General features: G+C 67.1%; 15 protein-coding genes and 2 pseudogenes. 7 read left to right on the top strand and 10 right to left on the bottom strand.

Annotated features, from left to right (window positions below; genetic code table 11):
- Positions 1–98: 98 nt before the first annotated feature.
- Positions 99–3002, bottom strand: a complete 2904-nt coding sequence (locus tag ACWCXX_RS20705; RefSeq protein WP_451129229.1) for a helix-turn-helix transcriptional regulator — start codon at positions 3000–3002, stop codon at positions 99–101.
- Positions 3003–3225: 223 nt separating this feature from the next.
- Between ACWCXX_RS20705 and ACWCXX_RS20700 the strand changes: the two genes are divergently transcribed.
- Positions 3226–5484: an ATP-binding protein gene (locus tag ACWCXX_RS20700; RefSeq protein WP_451129227.1), complete on the top strand. Its 2259-nt coding sequence runs from the start codon at positions 3226–3228 to the stop codon at positions 5482–5484.
- Positions 5485–5554: 70 nt separating this feature from the next.
- On the opposite strand, the gene ACWCXX_RS20695 is transcribed toward ACWCXX_RS20700, so the two are convergent.
- From ACWCXX_RS20695 to ACWCXX_RS20675, 5 genes are all read right to left on the bottom strand, one after another.
- The gene (locus tag ACWCXX_RS20695) at positions 5555–6322 is read right to left on the bottom strand and encodes an alpha/beta hydrolase (protein ID WP_451129225.1); all 768 of its coding nucleotides are present in this window, start codon (positions 6320–6322) and stop codon (positions 5555–5557) included.
- A gap of 233 nt (positions 6323–6555) precedes the next feature.
- A complete protein-coding gene (locus ACWCXX_RS20690; protein WP_451129223.1) occupies positions 6556–7599 on the bottom strand; it encodes an AraC-like ligand-binding domain-containing protein in 1044 nt (347 codons plus the stop codon).
- Positions 7600–8002: 403 nt separating this feature from the next.
- On the bottom strand, positions 8003–8410 hold the full coding sequence (locus tag ACWCXX_RS20685; RefSeq protein WP_451129221.1) for an SsgA family sporulation/cell division regulator: 408 nt from the start codon (positions 8408–8410) through the stop codon (positions 8003–8005).
- Positions 8411–8457: 47 nt separating this feature from the next.
- Entirely contained in the window at positions 8458–8745 is a 288-nt protein-coding gene (locus ACWCXX_RS20680; RefSeq protein ID WP_451129219.1) for a WhiB family transcriptional regulator, read from the bottom strand.
- Between the two features lie 103 nt (positions 8746–8848).
- Positions 8849–9280 (bottom strand): SsgA family sporulation/cell division regulator, encoded by a 432-nt coding sequence (locus ACWCXX_RS20675; protein WP_451129217.1) that lies wholly within the window; start codon positions 9278–9280, stop codon positions 8849–8851.
- A 479-nt stretch (positions 9281–9759) separates the two neighbouring features.
- Between ACWCXX_RS20675 and ACWCXX_RS20670 the strand changes: the two genes are divergently transcribed.
- The 3 genes and pseudogenes from ACWCXX_RS20670 (at position 9760) to ACWCXX_RS20660 (ending at position 12292) form a co-directional block, all read left to right on the top strand.
- On the top strand, positions 9760–10509 hold the full coding sequence (locus ACWCXX_RS20670; protein ID WP_451129215.1) for an alpha/beta fold hydrolase: 750 nt from the start codon (positions 9760–9762) through the stop codon (positions 10507–10509).
- Positions 10510–10636: 127 nt separating this feature from the next.
- A pseudogene (locus ACWCXX_RS20665) lies at positions 10637–11029 on the top strand (alpha/beta hydrolase); the annotation flags it as partial.
- 759 nt (positions 11030–11788) lie between these two features.
- Positions 11789–12292 (top strand): ATP-binding protein, encoded by a 504-nt coding sequence (locus tag ACWCXX_RS20660; protein WP_451129213.1) that lies wholly within the window; start codon positions 11789–11791, stop codon positions 12290–12292.
- Between the two features lie 300 nt (positions 12293–12592).
- On the opposite strand, the gene ACWCXX_RS20655 is transcribed toward ACWCXX_RS20660, so the two are convergent.
- Positions 12593–13507 carry an IS982 family transposase gene (locus tag ACWCXX_RS20655; protein ID WP_451129211.1) on the bottom strand — a complete coding sequence of 305 codons (915 nt, stop codon included), beginning with the start codon at positions 13505–13507 and terminating at the stop codon, positions 12593–12595.
- Between the two features lie 72 nt (positions 13508–13579).
- Between ACWCXX_RS20655 and ACWCXX_RS20650 the strand changes: the two genes are divergently transcribed.
- From ACWCXX_RS20650 to ACWCXX_RS20640, 3 genes are read left to right on the top strand one after another with little or no spacing between them, the layout of a single operon-like run.
- Positions 13580–14236, top strand: a complete 657-nt coding sequence (locus ACWCXX_RS20650) for a hypothetical protein (protein WP_451129209.1) — start codon at positions 13580–13582, stop codon at positions 14234–14236.
- Positions 14148–14852, top strand: a complete 705-nt coding sequence (locus tag ACWCXX_RS20645) for an AraC-like ligand-binding domain-containing protein (protein WP_451129207.1) — start codon at positions 14148–14150, stop codon at positions 14850–14852. The genes ACWCXX_RS20650 and ACWCXX_RS20645 overlap by 89 nt, the downstream gene beginning before the upstream one ends.
- Positions 14853–15068: a helix-turn-helix domain-containing protein gene (locus ACWCXX_RS20640; RefSeq protein ID WP_451129298.1), complete on the top strand. Its 216-nt coding sequence runs from the start codon at positions 14853–14855 to the stop codon at positions 15066–15068.
- 211 nt (positions 15069–15279) lie between these two features.
- On the opposite strand, the gene ACWCXX_RS20635 is transcribed toward ACWCXX_RS20640, so the two are convergent.
- The 3 genes and pseudogenes from ACWCXX_RS20635 to ACWCXX_RS20625 all read right to left on the bottom strand — a co-directional run bounded on the left by ACWCXX_RS20635 (position 15280) and on the right by ACWCXX_RS20625 (position 18366).
- Complete coding sequence (locus tag ACWCXX_RS20635; RefSeq protein ID WP_451129205.1) at positions 15280–15636, bottom strand: GNAT family N-acetyltransferase; 357 nt, start codon at positions 15634–15636, stop codon at positions 15280–15282.
- A 34-nt stretch (positions 15637–15670) separates the two neighbouring features.
- Positions 15671–16566, bottom strand: a pseudogene (locus ACWCXX_RS20630) (pirin family protein); the annotation flags it as partial.
- A gap of 117 nt (positions 16567–16683) precedes the next feature.
- A complete protein-coding gene (locus ACWCXX_RS20625) occupies positions 16684–18366 on the bottom strand; it encodes an MFS transporter (RefSeq protein WP_451129203.1) in 1683 nt (560 codons plus the stop codon).
- Positions 18367–18501: the final 135 nt, after the last annotated feature.

The raw sequence follows: 18501 nt of genomic DNA, 5'->3' as shown, positions 1-18501 counted from the left end.
CGTTCCCCTTCCTTCCTTGAGATCCTGATCGGGAACCGTGCGTCGGCGCATCACACGATGACGGGAGATCTCGAAGGAAGGCGTGGGATGTGGAGCGATTACTCTCTGTGGTGGCGCGCTCGAGCCAGGTCTGTCAGTTCGACCCGGGAGGTGATGCCGAGCTTGGCGAACGCATGCCGCAGATGCGAGCTGATCGTGTGCGGTGACAGTCCCAGCCGCCCGGCGGCATCCCGATTGGTCATTCCTTGCGCCACCAGATCGATGACCGCGACCTCCGAAGCGGTCAGTTCCGGCCAGACCGTAGCGGACTTCTTGGACGAGGTGCGTCGGCGCGGTGCTCCCATGGCGCGCAGCTGTCGGCGTACACGCGAGGCGTCCCGCTCGGCGCCGGCTTCGACGTACAGGTTGAGTGCGGCATCCAGGTGTGGCACGGCTTCGGGCGTCCGGCGTAGGGCCAGCTTCCGGCCCGCGTCTTCGAGCGCGGAGGCCCGCGGAAGCAGTCGAGGGATGCCTTCGTACAGGTCGACGGCGCGCAGGAACTGCCCGAGGTCGTTGTCGAGCAGTCCTCGTGCATGGGCGGCGGCGGCTTCGAGAATCGGGAAATCGGGATTGCCGGCCGCCCGGCATTCAGCGATCGACACCGCCGCGGCGGCCCGTTCCACCGCGCCGGCCCGAAGCGCCATGCGAACGAAGACAGGTGCGTCGGCCGGATCATCCGGGCTGGCCAGAGAGGGTCCCTCCAGACCGAACGTGCTGAACGACTCGTCGAGAAGTTCCATGGCTTGTTCGGGGCGGCCCTCGTCATCCGCGATCAGGGCGAGAAGCCAGGATCCGACGTTGCGGATGAGGACAGCCGGGTCGCCGAGCATGCGCTTCACTTCGGCGGCGTAGGTCTTGACGGCTTCTCGGTCGTTCGTGTGCAGGGCGACCCGCAACAGGGTGTACAGGGCCGTCGCGTCGGCAAAATTGCCCATGCCCATCTCATCCGCCAGCGCCGCGGTGGCCTCGGCCTCCGCCCGTGCGTCCATGAGGAGGCCGGCGTCCAATAGCGCCCGGGACCGGTTGCTCATCCACAGACCCATGGCGGCGGCCTGTCCGTGTTTCTGGGTCTCGCGGATGCCCGCTTCGGACTCGGCGAGCGCCTCGGCGGTGTTTCCCGCCGCGATGAACAGGAAGGCCTTCCAAAGGGCCTCGGGGACCCACAAGGAATGGGCGAACCCCACCCCGGCCGCCAGGGACGCGGCCTGGTCGGCCAGCTCGAACGCCTGCCGCCAGTCCCATCGGTAGAACCGCACGACGGAGTCGACGGCGAGCGCGGTGGCCTGGGCCGCCTTGTCGTCGGCCTGGGTGGCGGCCTCCAGCGCGACGGCGACGGCCCGTGCGGTCGCCTGGATGTCACCGATCATGGACAGGTTGAGGCACCACAGCCCCAGGAGCTGCGCCCGCAGACCAGGGGAGATACCAGGAAGAGCGGCCCCGACGCGTGCCTGGTCGGCGGCTTCGGTGAAGTCGTACTGGCTGGAGACCCGCGCCAGGCCGAGCCGCACCTGTGCCTCGACCTCCGGCTGCATGCCCCCGGGCAGTACGGTGGCGGCAAGCGCTCGGGCCTGTGACGCCTGGCCCGTCTGCCACAGCAGGAGCATCGTCTCGGCGACGACCGCCGGACGTTCGGGTGCGGAGTCACCGGTCAGCTCCAGCGCCCGGCGGCTGAGTCGCTGAGCCGAAGACGGTGCGGAGGCGGACAGCTCCGCCGCGGCGGCCCTCAGCAGTTCCACCGCCCGATGGTCACCGGCTTCCGCAGTGTCCACCAGCAGAGCGGCTGCCTCCGTCACCGGAGCTCCTCGTTCCAGCAGGACATCGGCGGCATGACGCCGCAGGGCCCGGCGTACAGCCACTGGAAGGCCGCTTTCGACGGCCTCACGGATCAGGTCGTGCCGGAACAGCAGTCGATCGTCGCGTTCGACGAAGAGATGGGAGTCGAGCGCCTCCTGCACCGGCGTTATCAGCGCTGCCGTCGGCTTGCCCAGCAGCTCGGCCAGGAGACCGATGGTGACGGTTCGGCCGACCGCCGATGCGGTCTGCACGACTTCACGCGTGGACGGCGCGAGTCGGTCGAGGCCGAGCCGTACGGATGCCTGGAACCGGGCGGGCAGATCCTCGCCCGACAACCGAGCGATGTCGCCGTCTATGGCCACGGTGTGCTCGTCACGCATGCTGCGCAGCAATTCGACCAGGAGCAGGGGTACCCCCTCAGCCCTCCCGGCAGCCTTCAGTGTCCCGGAGTCGGGGGCGGCACCCAGGATGTCCCGGGTGATCTCCGCGACTGCGGTGTCCGCGAGGGGACCCAGTTCCAGCCGGTGGGCGCCGAGCTGCGAGAGCCGGTCCAGGGTCGCGTGAACACCTGGGGCTCCGGAATTGCTGCGTACCGCCAGAAGCCACAGGATCGCGTGGGACGACAGGCGTACCGACAGCGTGCGCAGGGCGAGGAGCGTGACGTCGTCCAGCCACTGGATGTCGTCCAGCGCGACGACCAAGGGGGTGTCGAGCGCTGCCTGCTCCAACCGGTCCTGCAGTTCCTGCAGCAGCCAGAACCGCTGCTCGGGAGCAGACGCGAGATTCCGCAACCTGTCCACGTCGAACAGGGTGCCCGGCCCCATGAGCAGTCCGTCCAGCAGCGGGCCCAAGGGGACGAACTGCCCGTCGGGATCCGCGCCTCCCTGGAACAGCTTCAGCCCGCGGCGCATGGCCATGCTCTGTGCCTCCGCCAAGAGGCGGCTCTTCCCGCTGCCAGGAGGCCCTTCCACGCACACGATGCCGCCGTGTCCTCGTGTCAGTGCGGTGAAACGCCCATCGAGGAAGGCCAACTCCTCGTCCCGACCTCGTATCGGTGACCGGACACCACCGATCCGGGACGACACCGATGGCTGCTGGAAGCGGTCCACATAGTCCTCTGCGGCTGAAAAGGCAATGCACAGGAGTGCACAATTCGACAGACACAGCATGCCATGCTCGAAAGATGCTGGTCAGAACGGTCGGACTGCTGTTCCTCGGCACCGCCACCGACAGCGACGCGTTCGCCGTCTCGGCTACGCGCCGGATCCGCTCTCACTCAGGAGCCCGCCCGTGGACCTCTCGGCCTGTCGTGCCGGTGGCCACCGGCAGTGGCGCCCGCACCACACGGGACGTGGGCATACCCTCTGGTCCAAGACGAACAGCGAGGGAGAGATGTCCGAAGAGAAGCCCTTTGGGGGGGTCCTGCGGGCTCTGCGTCAGCAGGCTCATTTGACGATAGAGAACTTGTCCGAGGCATCGGGTGTGAGCGTCCGGGCGATCAGCAATATGGAGCGGGGGCAAAGCCTCGTACCCCAACGGCGCACGGTGATGGCGCTGGCAGAGGGGCTGGGGCTCGGAGAGGCGGAACGGGGGCGCCTCCTGGCTGCGAGCCGAGCGGGTCGTACCACGCGTGCGGTGGCGATCGCGGGTACGGCGGTACCGCTGCGGTCGATGAGGGACTTCACCGGTCGTACGCCTCAGCTGGCCTGGTTGAAGGAGGCGGCAGAACGGACCGGTGCCAGTGAGGGTGCATCGGTGGCGGTGATCTCAGGGCCGCCGGGGTGCGGGAAGACGACATTGGCGTTCAAAGCAGCGTCGGACCTGGCAGAAAGGTTTCCCGACGGGCGCTTCGTGGTGGACCTCAACGGCGTCGACGGGGCCGTGGACCCGGGCGATGCGCTGGTGAAGCTGCTGAAGGCCCTGGGGGTGACGGATCGTCGGCTGAGACAGGAGGACGCGGCCGGGCACGCCGGCTTGCTGCGCGCGTTGCTGGGTGAGCGGCGTTGTCTCGTGGTGCTGGACAACGCCCGCGACGAGGGACAGGTCCGTCCCTTGCTGCCGGCGGCCGGGCGCAGTCTGGTCCTTGTCACCAGCCGCCGCCCGCTGTCCGGGCTGGAAGACGTCGACCGGCTGGCACTGGCGGAGATGGAACAGAGCGAAGCCGTTGAGCTGCTTCGCCGGATCCTGGGCGGGGATCGGGCGAACGCGGAGCCCGACGCGTTGGCCCGGGTGGCAGAGATGTGCGGACGGCTACCGCTGGCCCTTCGAGTGGCAGGCAACTGGCTCGCGGTCAGGTCGGCCTGGAGCGTCGAACGGCTGGTGTGTCGCCTGTCCGACGAGGAACGCCGGTTGAAAGCCCTGTCGGCGGGCGACGTACGGGTAGAGGCGGCGTTCGAGCTGTCCTACCGGCAGCTGTCGGCCGAGGCCGCTCGGATGATGCGCTTGCTGAGTCTGGTCCCGGGGCTGGACATGACCGCCGCGTACGGAGCCTCACTTGCCGGAGTCGATGTCTTCGAGGCTGAGGACGTCATGGAGGAACTGGTCGAGTCCGGGCTGCTTCAGGCCACCTCTGACGGCCGCTACCAACTGCATGACCTGTTGAGGTTGTTCGCTCGCGCTCGTCTGTCCCATGAGGAAGCGTCCGGCGAGCGGGAAGCGGCAGAGGACCGCCTTCGGACCTGGCTGCTGGAGACGGCCGTCATCGCCGGCCGCTGGTACAAACCCAAGTACGGCGCCCCGCCGTCCTCCTGGCGGGGACTCGTTCCTCTGGAGAACGCGGAGGAAGCCAGGGACTGGCTGCAGAGTGAGGCTCCCGCCTGGCTCGCGTCGTTGCGCGCCGCCGCGCAGAAGAACGAACACGTACGCGTCGTGGAGGTCGGCGACGCCATGGAGTGGTTCTGCGACCTGTGGGTGTTCTGGGGGCACTGGTCGGAGGTCTACGAACTGTCCAGCCGTTCCGCCGAGGCGCTCGACGACCCCGACATACGAGCCTTCCACCTCAACATGCATGCCTGGGCCCTGATCGAATGCGATCACCGGTATCGCGAGGCCGTCGAACGGGCCGACGCGGGCCTGCACCACGCACGTCTCGTCGGCGACGTCTCCCAACAGGCGTCCGCGCTCTCGCACGCGGCGGTCGCACACCGGAAACTGGGGGAAGGGGAGGAGGCCGCCGACAAGGCGCGAGCCTCCGTGGAGCTCTACGAAGACATCGACGACCGGGAGGGCTGGCTGGGAGCCATGGTGACGTTGGGGTCCTGCCTGCGCTCCCTGGGGCGGGTCAGGGACGCGCACACACAGCACCGGCGCATCATCTCCTTCCTCGATGCCCCCGACAGAGAGGTCGACGGGCACCTGGCCGGCATGGTGCGTGCCCACACGACGTATGCCCTCGGCCTCGACCACGCCCTTCTGGGCCGATGGGGCGACGCCGCGGACTGTCACCGCGACGCGCTGGCCCAGTTCCGGAGCATCGGCATGCCCCACATGCAGGCGAGCGCATTGCTGGGCATGGGGGAGGCCCTGGTCGAGCTGGGAGAGAGGGAAGAAGCCCGCGGCTTCCTCGACGAGGTCATCAAACTCGGCGACGCGGCCGACGGTACGGTCGTGAGTGGCGCGCGGAAGCTGCTGGACTCACTGCTCGCCCGGTGAACACCGCCACCCCGGGCAGCGCGACTGGGGCGGCTCCCTCGGGAAGCCGCCCCGGTCGCCGTGGTGTGTGTCACGATCCGTCGCTCCGGTCGCGACGGCTGTGTAGAGCGACGTGCACGATGTCGAGCGTCTGGACGAGCGCCGCGCGGGCGGAGGCCGTGTCACGGAGCCGGTCGAGCACCATGAAGCCGTGGATCGTGCCGTGGTACCGCACAGACACCACCTCCACGCCGGCCACACGAAGCCTGGCCGAGTACGCCTCTCCCTCGTCACGGACGACATCGGCCTCACTGGTGACCACCAGAGCGGGCGGAAGACCGGTGAGCTGCTCCAGCGTCGCTCGTAGAGGCGATGCGGTGGGCCGATCGCGCAGCCACACGTCGGGTACGTACTGATCCCAGAACCGGCGCATGGTGTCGCGGCCGACGAAGTACCCCTCCGCGAACTGCCGGTAGGAAGGCGTGTCGAAAACGGCGTCCGTGACGGGACACAGCAGCACTTGTTGCACCAACCGTACCCCGCCCCGTTCCTTCGCGAGCAGGGTCAGCGCCGCCACCAGGTTCCCGCCCGCCGAATCACCGACGGCGGCCATCCGGCTTCCGTCCAGCCCGATCTCACGACCCCTCTCACAAAGCCATCTGGCAACGGCGTAGCACTGCTCGACGGCGACCGGGTACGGAGCCGCGGGCGGGAGCGCATAGTCGATGAGCACGACGGCCGCGTCCGTACCGAGAGCGAACATGCGAGCCAGGTGCCCGACATGAATCTGAGATGATGTATCGGTGCCACCTTCCCCCAGGACGTAGTCCAAGCCGTGTAGGAACAGGACGACAGGCATCACCCCAGCCCTGTTGTCGGCGGGCCTGACCACCTCCACCCGTACGTGCCCGGTGGGCCCGCCAGGCAGCGTGAACCACTGAGCGGATGTAGCGCCTTCGTCGAGAACGGGGTCCGCTTGCCCGGAACGCGGCTCAGGCCGACATGGTGCTGAAGAGACGGAGTTCCGGTTCACGAATTCCTGGGTGGGACGGTCGAGAACGGCGTGGGGGCGCGGCGGGGGAGGAAGGGCGCTCATGTGCTCTCCGCCTGGGATGTCCTGGGGCGTCGCATGCCGTCGGCCATCGGGGTCGACGTGCCGACGGGTACTGGGAGGATCTGGCCCCGGGCGGTGTGCAGCGCGCGCCACTCACGAGGGGGGACACCATAGGCGGCGCGGAAGACCCGACTGAAGTGGGCGGGGCTGTTGAAGCCCCATCGATTGGCGACAGCCGACACACTGGGAGTTGCCCTGCCGCGACGAGCCAGCTCCCGGCTGCATTCCTCCAAGCGCCGTCGTTGGATGAGCCGACAGACGGTGGTTTCCTCGCCTTCGAACAGCTTGTGGAGGTAGCGCACCGACATGCCGTGCGCTCGGGCGATGCTCTCCGGCGACAGATCCGGGTCACCCAGGTTGCGGTCGATGTGCTCATGGACGCGCAGTAGCAGGGCTCCGGAAGCGGTGTCCGGTTCTGCGCCGCTCGGATGTGTCCGCTCGGCGATCAGAGTGCTGAGCAGATCGACGAAATCATCGGCCAGCCTGTGCGCGATGACCGGGGGATGACTGCCGGTCAAGGAGGCCAACGCGGACAGGAAGAGGAAGAGTATCGCTTCGATGCCGCCGCTCGTGTGGATGGCGTTGCCCGAGATCCGGCGGATGTCGCTGTCCGGCACGGTCAAGGTGCGGCGGGGCAACTGGAAGACGTGCGTGGTGAACCGCTGCGGGTAGTCGAAGGAGTACGGTCGTCCCGTCTCGTACACCACCAGGTCCCCTTCGCTCACCTCCGTCGTCCGGCCGCCCTGCACGAAGGTGGCCGTGCCCGATATCTGGACTCCCACTGCCACCAGCGCCTCAGAAGACCGGGTGATGAGCGTGGGTGTACGGCTGACTCGCTTGGCGTCGGCCTCCACGGTCGAGACCTGGAGATATCCGATGCGGCGGGTGGCGATCCTGCCGTCGAACGAGCCGGAACTCTGGGGGGACACCGTCATCGGCCCCAACGTTCTGCTCATCACCTCGTTCCAGTACGCCACCTTCTCGTGTTCCGGCACGGAGTCGGTCGTCAATACCACGTTCAAGCTGGCCTCCACTCAGAGATAGGTCTCAAGGACTGAGGCGAGGCGGCGGAGTGGCAGTGTCTCTTCAGCAGGCAGGGCCGAAGCCGGCAGTACCGTTCCGTCGCTCGGGCAGGCGGCATCTCGTGAGGACAGGTCGGTCTACCGGCGCTGACCTGCAGGTTCTCGCTCTCTGGGAACAGCCAAACACTCGGCAGGCGTCGGTCCCAGGCACAACAGAGGCAGAAATTTCTGCCGGTCGGCTGCGAGGCACGTGACTCTTGTCCTGCGGCTGGCAGAGGAGGCGCAGGCCGGCGCTATGAAGCACGAAGGCCCCGCCCCCGCGGGCGCAGTGACGCACCGGCGAGAGCGGGACCGTGGTTGATCGAGGGGAGCCGCCGGCAGGGGCTGCCTGCCGGCGGGAGACTCAGCAGCCGTAGAGGAGGTTCTCCAGGATCACGTTCCAGTTGATCCACATGTTCTCCTTCCCGGCCGGAACCGCCTCCCATGTGCATCCCAACCACTCCTGCAGTGGTTGAACGGGAACATCCAGGAGAACCGTGCCGATGCCTCCTCCTAGGAGGATCCGTACGTCGGGCCTGTTGTCGCAGTGGCACGGTGGCCAGATGCGCACGTCGCCCTCTCCGGACCGTCGGTGAAGGCCCGCCTGGAGAAGTTCTCGGGCGAAGGCCCATCGGGCGGTGCCCGAGCCTGCGGGTTCAGGCATGTCCAGAAGTACGGTGAAAGGCTGTCGGCGGTCGTAGGAAAAGCGGAGGACAACAGGCTCCGTTTCGGTCCGGCTGATCACCGAGTTGGCTGTGACGGTTACGGTCATGACGCTGCTCGGCTCTTGTGAGCCTTCTTCCGGGAGCGGGCGTGTGTTCATTGCGGAACTGCCTCTCGAAAGAGGGAAGCGATGTCCCCTCGACGTTCAGCTTCGGTGCTGCCGCCCCAGACGCCATAGCGTTGCCGGGATGCCAGAGCGAAGCGACCGCAAGGGTCACTCACCGGGCAGCTCTCACAGATCGCTCGTGCTTCGTCCTCGCGTCGTCGACGAGCTCGGCCTCGTTCGCCGGGGGGTGAGAAGAAGACCGAACTGTCCATCCCTCGGCACGTAGCTTCGGCTTGCCATTCCCACACCTGCAGAAGCGGCTTCGTCCGAGTCTTCATCGTCCTCTCCTTCTGTGCTCCGAAAAGTGGTTGTGGCTCTGGTTGGTTGGGTCTCGGCGTCGTGGAAGTTCTTATTGCTGGTGAATCCTTCAAGGGTCCTGGTCTATGGGAGATGGCCCCTTTCGGCGAGCTCAGTGATGGCCGCATCGATATCCAGATGGCTGCTCTCGGTTCCGAGGGGAACCAAGGTGAACGCCTGTTGAAGGAAATCGGACACCCTCGCGGTATCCAGATCGATCAGTGCGGTTCCGGTCGAGTTGCTCAGGATGATGCGCAGAGAGTGCGAATTCCGGAAATTCCTGGGAGCCGCCAGAACATCGCCGAGCCCAGTGGGGCGCCTCGTTCCCTCTATGAGTAGCTCACGGGAAAAAGTCCATATGATGGGCGGCCCCAGAGATGATCTAAGGGTAAGTCGGACGGCGTAGGGTTCGGAGGTCCCGTAATGCAACTCTGCCGGCAACGGCAATCGCGGCCCCTCCAGGGCGCTGACGTGCGCCGTCACCGAGCATGCGATCGTGCTCGGACTCTGTTCCATGTTGGCCCTCGAAATAGTGCAGACGCATAATTCCTTTTGGCGACGCTAAGCTGCGGCAGCTGGGGAGTTTGCCGAAGGGTGCATGGAGCTTTGCTCAGGAAAGCACTTCTGTGCGGCAGGGGCCGAATCCGCTCCCTTGCCCCTGCAACTCGCTCCCGACGAGAACACGTGGTGCTGCAGGAAGGCCGGCTGCTGGACGGACCTCCTGCGAACGGCTGATCCGTATAGCGTCGGCAAGCACGGACAGGCCACAACCAGGGCGCTGAGAGACAAATGAGCCTCGCTGGCCGTCGCTACTGTCACGTACCTGCGGCATCCCGATCCACGTGCTCAGTGAACGGTACTGAACAGTGCTGCACCCTCAATGGGGTTGTTATGACGCAGCCGTGCCCGCTGAGCGGTGCCTCGATGCTCGCGTGGAAAACCGAAGCAGACGATCTGTCGCCGTCCCAATTGGCGGGCAGTCCCGCACACCAGCCATGACAGGAAGAGGGAGTTCTTCCACGTCCCGTTCCCTCAAGCCGACCGCCGTTCTCGTCCACGGCGCGTTCGCCGACGCCTCCAGCTACGCACAGGTGATCCCGCGGCTCATCGCTCGCGGCCTGGACGTGGTCGCGCCGGCTGTCCCCAACCGGAGCCTGATCGGCGACGCCGCCTACGTCGCCTCGATCGTCCGACAGATCCCCGGTCCCGTCGTCCTGGTGGGCCATTCGTACGGAGGCGCCGTCATCACGGTCGCCGGTACCGAAGACAACGTCGAGGCCCTGGTCTACCTCGCCGGTTACGCCCTGGAGAAGGGCGAGAGCCTCGGCGAACTGCAGGGCCGTTTCCCGGACTCAGACCTTGCCGCCGCCCTGGTCCACACCCCCTTCCCCATCGAAGGCTCGACCGAGACCGGCACCGACGTGTCGGTCCGGTCCGACAAGTTCCCGGCCGTCTTCGCCGCCGACGTCGACCCCCGCCTCGCCGAGGTCCTCGCCGTCTCCCAGCGCCCCCTCGCGGCCCAGGCGTTCGCCGACGCGGCCCCGGCCGCCGCCTGGAAGACCAAGCCTTCCTGGGGCCTGGTCGCCTCCTCCGGCCACACCATCAACCCGGACGTCGTGCGCTACGGCTACCAGCGGGCCGGCATGACCACCGCCGAGGTCGACTCCTCGCACCTGGTGATGCTCTCCAACCCCCAGCGCGTCGTTGAGCTGATCGAGGAAGCCGTCCGGGCCACCTGCGCCTGACCGCCCTTGTCGCTCGTACCCGCCAGTCCGGCCGTCCCGAGGCGGTTTTTCCCCTCACCAGAAAGCGAGCAATGAACTCACCCGTCTCACGCCGCACCGTGACGGCGTCCCTCCTGGCCGGCGTCGCGGCGCTGGGCACCGCAGGCGTCGCGCATTCCGTGCCGTTCACGGCGGCGGACAGGGGGAGGAGCTGATCATCAGAAAGGACTTGTTCCGCAAACAGTTCGCGGCTGGCGTTCCCGTCCGGACCGCCCAGGTCATGGCCGCGGGACAGCGCCCGATCGCCCTTGCCGCACTGCAGGAACCGGCTACCGCCGCCGCGTGGAAGGAGATCCCCAGCTGGTACCTCGTCGCGAGCGAGGACCGCAACATTCCCCCGGCCGCCGAGCAGTGGATGGCCAAGCGCGCCCACGCTCACACCGTCACCGTCCGCGCGCCGCATGCCGTGTCCGTGAGTGATCCCGGAGCAGTCACCGACCTGATCCTGCGCGCCACCCGCTCCGTTCGCTACGGTTGCTGACTGGGCGGCCGCTTCCTCCCCCTCCGACGTCACCGCTCACCGGCGGACAGGCCCCGCGGCAAGATCACCCAGCCGCGGGGCCTGCCGCGTTCTCCCGCTCCGTCCTCTGCGCTCCTCTCTCGCCCCGTCTTCCGCTTCGGGTGCGCGGCGAGAGGCAGTGCCTCCGAGCCGGCGCGCATCATCTCCCAAGGCGACGCGACAGCGCAGAGTGATCGCTTCACATCCCACGTATAGGCACAGCCATGGGCCGGTTCATGTGATGTGCGCGTACCAGGTCGTCGTGACGATGGGGATATGGGTCGGGGAGGAGATGGCATCAAGCGGGGCGCACCGACATCGCGTGAGAGCGTTTCATCGGTCCCGCACGGATGTGTCGTACCAGCGGCGTCGAGGCGCAGGCGCCGCTGCTGGGATCGGGTCCTCTGGTCACCTCTGCCCGGTTTTGGGCACGGCGTGACGCACCAGGCAATGGGTGACCGCATCCTGTGGATCGGCCGTCGCCCGCCGAGCGGCAAGCGGCGTATGGGCTGTTCTGGTCGAATGTGCTGACCAGTCGATCATGCAGTTCGCAGGACTGTAAGAACATAAGAAGGGAGTCGTCGTGGCCGAACCGTCCAGGGTCCAGCATGGGAGTTAGCCGGAGTACTGTGGACCGCTCCATGGCCGGTACAGGGCTGATAGGTCGGCAGGCCGAGATCACGCAAGTACTCGACATCATCGACGAGGGATGGAACCAGCCGCGGACACTCCTGCTGCTCGGTGAGGCGGGGGGCGGGCAAGTCGAGACTGCTCTCGATCGCCGCCGACCACGCGCGAGACAGCGGGGCGCTCGTCCTGGCTGCCCAGGGAGTCGAGGCTGAATCCCGGCGTTCCTTCGCGTCTCTGCACCTGCTCCTCCTCCCCGTCCTGTCCGACCTCCCAAGACTGCCGGACCACCTGCGCAACGCCCTGGAGGCGTCGTTCGGAATGGCTCCTGCCGACGGACCGGTCGATCCGATGCCTTTGCGCATGGCGGTCCTGACACTGCTGACGGAGGTATCCCATGGACAACGCCTCCTGATCGCCATCGACGACATCCAGCACGTCGACAGGGATTCCCTCGACGTTTTGGACTTCGTGATGCGCCGCATCACCGCCAAGGGTGTTCCGGTCCTGTCGGCAGCTCGTGGGCAGACGCCCCCCGACGGGGTTCCGGCAGATGTGCGCGCCCTGTCGCTTGCCCCGCTGCCGCCACAGGCCGCGGCCGAACTCCTGGACGCGTAACCGCATCCCCCATCGGCCAGACACGCATCGAGGTGCTGAGGCAGGCCGAAGGAAACCCGCTTGCCGTCATCGAACTGTGCCGCGCGACCGACTTGCTCACGAGGTGCAGTGGACTCCCGGCTGTCCCGCCGTCGCGCGACAGGGCCGCAGGGCACTCGACGGCACGCCGCGTTCACTGCCCTCGCTCCTCGAGTGGAGAAGCTCCGATGACCATGCCTTCGGGTCACATCCAGATCGTTTCCGAGCCGCCGGTCGCGGAAGACGGCGGATTCCTCCACCTAGATGATCAATTCCAAGGGGTCAGTGGTCATATGAGGTGAGCGAGCGGAGGGAGTTGCGTCCGGTGTGGTCGTTGTGCCAGATCGCGGCAGTCAGCGCGAGGATTCGTTGCATGACGCGTGCGATGACCCCACCGGGAGTGCGTCCTCGGTGCTGTTCGAGGTCGAGCTGTCCCTTGAGCGTCTCGTTGATCGACTCGATGACTTGCCGCAGGGGCTTGAAGAGGTGCGTGCCGGGTCGCTGCCGTTCACCTTTGCGGGTCGGCCGCAGCAACTGGATTCCGTGCTCGGCGAGTTCGTGTTCGAAGGCGCGGCCGAAGTAGTTCTTGTCGCCGATCAGTGTCTGTCCGGGTCTGCTTTGAAGGAAGTCCGGTTCGGCGGCGAGGAGGTCGAGGAGGGTTTCGCGTTCGTCGGCTTTGGCTCCGGTCAGGGCGAAGGCGACGGGCAGTCCCTGGAGGGTGCATATCAGGTGCAGGCGCAGTCCCCAGAAGAAGCGGCTGTGGCTGGCGCAGTAGCCATACTGAGCCCATCCGGCGAGGTCGGAGCGTTTGACGGTCTCGCGTGAGCGGCCGCATTCCACAGGTGTGGAGTCCACGATCCATACGTCGTCGCTCCACACCGAGGTGTTGGTGGCCAGGATCCGGGTGATCCCGCGGAGCAGGCGGGCGACCTTGCGCAGCCGCTTGTTGTAGCCAGGTTGCTGGGGCAGGTAGGGGAAGAGGTGCCGCAGGTGGGCGCGGGCGTGGCGGAGCCACTTGGCCTCGGAGGTGAAGCCGAGCATGGCCTGCATCATCGCGAGGGTGACCAGTTCGGCATCGCTCAGGCGCGGTGCGATGCCGACCGGTGGTCGCCACGGTGCCAAGTCCGGATGCTCCTTCAGCAGGTCGTCGGCCGTCGCATAGAGTGCTGTCGCGAGGGTGTCCAGGTTGTTCGTCACAAAGCAATTTTGGACGCCCTCGTTCTCGTCTCCGCAGGCGCCCCTTGGGATTGATCACCTACATTGGGCAGCATGTCCGCGAGTCTGTTGCCACCACAACGAATCCTCGACGCCGAACAGGCCGAAAGGAGGTTCGCGGTGTCGGCCGACGTCGGGTATCCGTACCGTGATTTCGCTCGCGAGCAGGAGATTCGCCTGTACGCCACCGGTCTGACCGTTGACGGAGACCTTGCCTTAGAACCACCACCCGGCATTGACTGGAATCCCTGCAACATGATCGTGGCGGGGGATCTGACCGTCGATGGGGACCTGTCGATGTCGTCCTATGGTGGCGGCTGCTTTCTGCTGGTGACTGGAGACCTGCGGGCACGTAACGTCTTCGTCTACGGAGAGCCGAACGTGGTGGTGCGCGGTGACCTGACCGCATCGAACGGCGTCTTTGGTCAAGACAACTACGGCATCCTCGTCGTCTGCGGACGCACCACCGCCCGCATAGTCATCAACACCTCCGGCTTCAACATGGTGTTCGCCGAAGATCCCCAGGCGTTCGTCATGGGTCATCCGAACCGCCAGAACTTCGCGAGCGATATCGACGACGAGCTGGAGCTCGAAGACGTCTTGGCCACCGACCTACTCGACCATGGCGGCGCCAACTTCGCAGCGATCCGCGCGGCGTTGGCGGCCGGACGGTCGATCCTGCGGCCAGGCATCTCCAGCGACGCATCTTGACGGCCACCCGGAGGCCAGTGACGCCAAATTGCTTCGCCGGCCATGGCCTGGTGGCTGCGTTGCGGCAACGACGAGCGCTCGTACGCGCAGACGATCCCTTGGAATCAATCATCTAGTGCTCGGCGACCCGACCGCGACCACCAGCGACGGGGAGAAGGTCCGACTGGGGCCGGGCGACCTTGTCTTCTGCGATCCTGCCCGGCCCCGCTCCCTACGGTTCACCGACGGCTGCCGGATGACGGTCCTCCGCCTGCCTCGCCGACACCTGGCGCTTTCGGAAACGGATCTGGACCGCGTCACGGGCATGACCGTACGAGGCGGCGAGGGCCTGGGAGCGCTCGTGTCCGACTTGCTGATCACACTGGCCACCGAGGCAGAGACCCACGGGACCAGAGTGATCGGCCAGCTGACGCGCAGTGCCGCGGACCTGCTCGTTGCCCTCGTCATGGAGGTTCTCCAGACCGAGGCGGAGGCGGACGCCTCGACCGCTGAGTCCCCGGGCAGCGAGCTGCTGCACCGGATCAAGGCATACATCGAGGAGCACCTCACGGACACGGACCTGTCACCACAGTCCGTCGCGCGAGCCAATTGCATCTCCGTGCGCTACCTGCACTAACTGTTCCAACACGAGGGCATCACAATGGGCCAGTGGGTGAAGCAGCGGAGGCTCGACTCCTGCAAGCAGGATCTGAGCCGGCCCCCGAACCGGAGGACCACCGTAGCGGCGGTGGCACACCGCTGGGGCTTCAGCAGCCAGGCGCACTTCAGCCGTACCTTCAAGGACGCCTACGGAACGTCCCCCGGCCAGTGGCAAGCGCTGGCTTCCTCATAGCGGGTCGTCTACGGAACACCTGTCTCCCGAGGCCACGTCTCCCCGTTCCGCTTGGCCGAGGGCTATTCGTCTCACACGCCGGAGGGGCGGCGCCGAGCTGCGGCGCCGAGCTGCGGCGCCGCCCCTCCAACGTGTTTGTCGGCATGCCTGCCGCATGGGGTGCTTCATGCTCACGTGAGCCGGCTACGTGAGCCGATTCCAGAGCGCCGGCCTACGGCCGTCCAGGAGTGTGCTTCAGCTCGGTGTCCAGCCACTGAAGAACCTCGGGTGTCACGGGGTCGGTGAGATCTTCGTAGTCGTCATGCTTCGACAGGTAGGCGGCCACGAAGGGGCATACGGGCACGATGCGCTTGCCAGAGGAGCGCACATCGCTGAGCACGGCTCGGATCAGCTGCGAAGCCAGTCCCTGGCCGGCATACGCATGGTCGATCTCCGTATGGAAGAAGACCCGCTGCTCGCCGCGGTCGCGGTAGGCGGTCAGGCCGGCCCGCTGCCCGCCGACACGGATCTCGTAGCGGTGCCGGGCGTCGACGCGTTCGACGGTCGGAGGGGTGGAAGCGTCGGTCATGGTGATCCTTTCGGTTGCGCGGTTCAGCGGCGCGGGGGTTTCCGCGTGGTTCGATGACGGTGTTCGGGAGGGAGGGGGCCGGAAGCCGTTCGCCGTCGTATCCCTCGACCGTGCCGAATCGTGTCGATGCGTTCTGCCAGTCCTCTCGGGCCTGGGTGATCTCTTCGTGAGTACGGCCGATGAAGTTCCACCACATGACGACCTGTTCCTCGAACGGTGTTCCACCGAGCAGGATGGTCCGTGCCCTCTCCTCCGATGCGTTGGTCAGCGTCAAAGCGACGCTGCCCTCGGCGGCGTATCCCAACTCCGTGGGCTGCAGCAGGGTGTCTGCCAGGAGGACGGGGCCCGTGTCTACGAGAAGACCGTGCTCGAAGGAGGCGTCCACGGTGAGCGTGATGGTGGCCTGGGGCTCCAGGACGATTTCCGCCCCGAGAAGAGGAGTGAAGGACGGTACGGGGGAGACGACCCCGGCCAGGGAGCCAAGGAAGACCCGGATCTCGGCGCCGCCGACGCGCACCGGCTCGGGCACGTGGTGGCGGAAGTCGCGGTCCGTGTTTCTCTGCTGTTCCGGCAGCGCCACCCACAGCTGCACCCCGTGCAGGACCGTGGTCCGGGAAGTCGAGACCTCCGAGTGGCTGATGCCGTAGCCACCTGTCATGAGGCTCAGTTCGCCGGGTCTTACGAACGCGTGGCTGCCGAGACTGTCCCTGTGCTCGATCTCGCCGCTGAACAACCGGCTCGCCGTCTGCAGTCCGATGTGCGGGTGGGGAGGGACGTTCATGCCACCGGGGAGGGTGACGTCGTCGGGGCCGTAATGGTCGCGAAACACCAAGCCCCGATCATGGTTCGGGAACGCTGCGGCAGAGTGCGTCGCACTTTCATCGCACGCGGGCCGCCAAGAGGGACGTCTCGCGGGGTGAGTACGTCGATGCAGGGAGTCTTAGCGCTCCGTGCACCGTCGAGCGTCGTCTGGGCGTAGGGCTGCGTGGAGTCCTTTTCGGCAGTGCCCACCAGGCATGTCTCCTTTCTGGGAGGGATCTTCGTCCGTCAGTCCCGTGCTGCCTGGTTGTGACGAGGAGGCAGTGGGACCGCTTCGTCGTCTTCCGAGACGGCGGGGCCCGCGGACGTGTCGAAGGCATGGGTGACTTCCGGGCGAGTGCCGGGAACGAGAAGAAGACGGGCCTGGTCCTCGTGGTGCCGGTCGGTGAGAGTGAGCCTGACACTGTGCTGAGCGAGATGCTCCGACCAGGAGGCGACGAGGTAGTTCTCGATGAAGTGGGCCGGATCCTGCCCGTCCTGATACAGGCCCCATGTGAGTGCGCCGGTGCGCCGACGGGCCCGACCGACGTGCTCCATGCGTTCTTTGAAAGACGTGCCGTTCTCCGGGGCGACCCGGTAGGAGACAGTGACCAGTACGGGGCCCACAGCCGGCCCCGGTTCGAACACCAGGGGTGGGACGGGCCAATGAACAGAGGGGGAGGGGTCGAACTCCTCCCCGTCCTGCAGAGGCCAGCGTCGCAGACTGAAGGCACAGACGATCAGTAGCGCTCCGGCGGACAGCAGAGGAACGGTGAGGCCCAGACCGGCGGCGAGCGTGCCCCACAGCGGTGCCGCCAGTGCTTGACCGCCCTGGAAGACAAGGAGGTAGACGGCGAGCCCGCGGGCCCTGACCCAGCCGGGGAGTTGCGTCTGCACGGCCGCGTTGAGAGTGGACAGGACGGCGATCCAGGCAAGGCCGGCGAACAGCAGCGCGAGCGTGACCAGCCAGGGGTTGCGTACGGTGGCCAGGACGACCAGGACACCCGCGAACAGCAGGGCCCCACAGCCCAGGGTCCGGCTGGCGCCCAACTTCCGGTTGGTGCGGGGCAGGACGAAGGCGCCCGCCACCGCCCCGACGCCCACGGCCCCCAACAGCAGCCCGTAACCACCTGAACCCAGGTGCAGGGAGCGGCTCGCGACGAGCGGCAGCAGTGCCCACAGAGCGGCGCCCCCGGGGATGAAGAGAATCGTACGGAGGAGAACCCGGCGAATGCCCGGGGCGTACCACACGTAGCGCCGGCCCGCGTCGAGGGCGGCCAGCAACTTCTCACCGTGAGGCACGGGAGTGCGGGGTTCGGGACGTCGCCAGAGCAGCAGGACGACGGCGATGCCGAGGTACGACACGGCGTTGAAGGCGAAGACCCACGCCGGATCCGCCGCTGCCACCACCACGCCGCCCACGGCCGGCCCGACGGCACGGGCCAGGTTCATGTTGACGCCGCCGAGGGCAGCAGCCTGCCCGAGCTGGTGGCGCTTCACCAGCTCGGGCTGGATCGCCTGCCACGCCGGGCCCATCAGTGCCGTCCCACAGCCCAGCAAGAAGGTGAGGACGAGCAGCAGTACAGGGGTGAGGAGACCCGCGAACGTCAACGCGGTCAGCACTCCGGATATCGCGAACAGCGCGCCCTGCGTCACCAGAAGCACCGTCCGGCGGTCGTAGCGATCGGCCACCACGCCGGACGGCAGGGCCAGGAGCACGACGGGAAGGCTCGACGCCGTCTGGACCAGTGTCACCAGCGCCGGGTCGTGCCCGATCAACAGCCATTGGGCCCCGACCATCTGCATCCAGCTGCCGATGTTGGAGACCAGCTGGGCGATCCACAGGGCGCGGAACACACGTGCCGCGAGAGGGGCCCAGGCCGAGTCCCGCTGTACGGGCCGGGCGGGTGGGGAAGGGGGCGTGAGGTTCATGCGTGTCCCTGCGGGAGTACGAACGCGTCCGCTCCAGGGCGGTGACGCGATGACGATGGGCCGGGGGTACGCCATACGGCGACGGCCGGCCCACCGACTCCCACCAGAGGCAGCATCTCTGGGAAGGCAGTGGAC

This window comes from Streptomyces sp. NPDC001732 (assembly GCF_053596315.1).
The sequence above is the reverse complement of the archived record's forward strand: the minus strand, read 5'-3'. Positions and strand labels throughout refer to the sequence as shown.

Excerpts from the sequence above, each read along its gene's own strand:
- ACWCXX_RS20685 (WP_451129221.1), bottom strand. The coding sequence starts at position 8,410 with ATGACCGTAACCGTCACAGCCAACTCGGTGATCAGCCGGACCGAAACG.
- ACWCXX_RS20670 (WP_451129215.1), top strand. The coding sequence starts at position 9,760 with ATGACAGGAAGAGGGAGTTCTTCCACGTCCCGTTCCCTCAAGCCGACC.
- ACWCXX_RS20635 (WP_451129205.1), bottom strand. The coding sequence starts at position 15,636 with ATGACCGACGCTTCCACCCCTCCGACCGTCGAACGCGTCGACGCCCGG.
- ACWCXX_RS20695 (WP_451129225.1), bottom strand. The coding sequence starts at position 6,322 with ATGCCTGTCGTCCTGTTCCTACACGGCTTGGACTACGTCCTGGGGGAA.
- ACWCXX_RS20650 (WP_451129209.1), top strand. The coding sequence starts at position 13,580 with ATGTCCGCGAGTCTGTTGCCACCACAACGAATCCTCGACGCCGAACAG.
- ACWCXX_RS20680 (WP_451129219.1), bottom strand. The coding sequence starts at position 8,745 with ATGAAGACTCGGACGAAGCCGCTTCTGCAGGTGTGGGAATGGCAAGCC.
- ACWCXX_RS20625 (WP_451129203.1), bottom strand. The coding sequence starts at position 18,366 with ATGAACCTCACGCCCCCTTCCCCACCCGCCCGGCCCGTACAGCGGGAC.
- ACWCXX_RS20645 (WP_451129207.1), top strand. The coding sequence starts at position 14,148 with ATGGCGGCGCCAACTTCGCAGCGATCCGCGCGGCGTTGGCGGCCGGAC.
- ACWCXX_RS20700 (WP_451129227.1), top strand. The coding sequence starts at position 3,226 with ATGTCCGAAGAGAAGCCCTTTGGGGGGGTCCTGCGGGCTCTGCGTCAG.
- ACWCXX_RS20675 (WP_451129217.1), bottom strand. The coding sequence starts at position 9,280 with ATGGAACAGAGTCCGAGCACGATCGCATGCTCGGTGACGGCGCACGTC.
- ACWCXX_RS20705 (WP_451129229.1), bottom strand. The coding sequence starts at position 3,002 with ATGCTGTGTCTGTCGAATTGTGCACTCCTGTGCATTGCCTTTTCAGCC.